This is a genomic window from Nitrospirota bacterium (genome assembly GCA_040755395.1).
Taxonomy (GTDB): domain Bacteria; phylum Nitrospirota; class Nitrospiria; order Nitrospirales; family Nitrospiraceae; genus DATLZU01.
Window position 1 is genome coordinate 1 of record JBFMAX010000057.1, and the last position, 1,335, is coordinate 1,335.

Consider the following 1,335-nt stretch of genomic DNA (forward strand, 5'->3'; position numbering starts at 1 on the left):
CTAACGAATGAAAGGGACTTCCCCTACTCGAAGCGGGCCGTAGTCCGCTCGGCATCGAAGTGCCAAGATTGATTTTGCGTGTTCAATCTGAACGAGAGGGGAAGTCATGGAGCAGATTACTACCGTGGGGATCGATCTGGCAAAGAGCGTGTTCTCGCTGCACGGGGTGGATGGCGCTGGGCGGGTGGCGCTCAGGCGCACGGTGCGCCGCGATCGGCTGCTCGAGGTGGTGGCAGGCTTATCGCCCTGTCTGATCGGGATGGAGGCCTGCTCCGGTGCGCACGAGTGGGGTCGGCGCTTCGAGCAGTACGGTCACACGGTTAAGCTCATGGCGCCGAAGTTTGTGGCCCCGTACCGCAAGAGCGCCAAGAACGACGGTAACGACGCCGAAGCGGTATGCGAGGCGGTGAGGCGCCCGAGCATGAGGTTCGTGCCGGTGAAATCGACCGAGCAGCAGGCGCTGCTGGCGCTGCACCGGGTGCGCCAGGGGTTCGTGGTGCAGCGAACGGCGACCATCAACCGGCTGCGGGGCCTGATGTCGGAATTCGGGGTCGTGCTGCCGCTGCGCTCGGTGACGGTGCGCCGGCAGGCAGCGACAGCGGCCGAGGCGCTACCCGAGCTCGCCAGGCGGGTGATTGGCGATCTACTCGCGCAGCTGCGCATACTCGATGCGCGTATCGATGCGTATGACGCACAGATCCACGTTCAGGCCAAGCTCTCGGAGCCGGCGCGGCGCCTGATGCAGATCCGCGGCATCGGCGCGACCACGGCCCTTGCGATCGTAGCCACTGTGGGTAACGCCCGGGAGTTCAAGAACGGGCGGCAGTTCGCCGCCTGGGTCGGCCTGGTGCCGGGGCAGTACTCCACCGGCGGTAAATCGCGCCTGGGCCACATCAGCAAGCGCGGCGATGCGTACCTCAGGAACCTGCTCGTGCAAGGAGCGCGCTCAGTGCTGCAGACCGCGCCGATGCACCAGGACCGAATCTCGCGCTGGGCGCTGGCACTCCAGGAACGTCGCGGCTACTTCCGCGCGCTCGTGGCGATTGCCAACAAGAACGCCCGCATCGCCTGGGCCGTGCTCGCCCATGAGGTCCCTTACAAGCCGAACTGATCACCTCCGCCGACTGCAACCGAAGATGACGAAACGGTCAGACCGACGCCCGGAAAACCTGGTCAAACTCGACGGCTGCATCCTTGGCCGACTAACGAGCGAGGACCGGGCGTGCGGCTTTCATCAGGGCCAGAGCACTTCGAATGCTCACAAACAGGCCGATTATAGTGACGCAGTCAGACCTTCTCTCGTCACCGTTGCAGTTCCGGGGAAGTCCTTATAGT

Annotated in this window: 1 protein-coding gene; it reads left to right on the top strand. The window is 64.5% G+C overall.

The window, feature by feature from the left end; genetic code table 11:
- The first annotated feature begins 106 nt into the window (after positions 1-106).
- Positions 107-1,111, top strand: coding sequence for an IS110 family transposase (locus tag AB1555_20125; GenBank protein ID MEW6248986.1), 1,005 nt, complete (start codon positions 107-109; stop codon positions 1,109-1,111).
- Positions 1,112-1,335 lie beyond the last annotated feature (224 nt).

Excerpts from the sequence above, each read along its gene's own strand:
- AB1555_20125 (MEW6248986.1), top strand. The coding sequence starts at position 107 with ATGGAGCAGATTACTACCGTGGGGATCGATCTGGCAAAGAGCGTGTTC.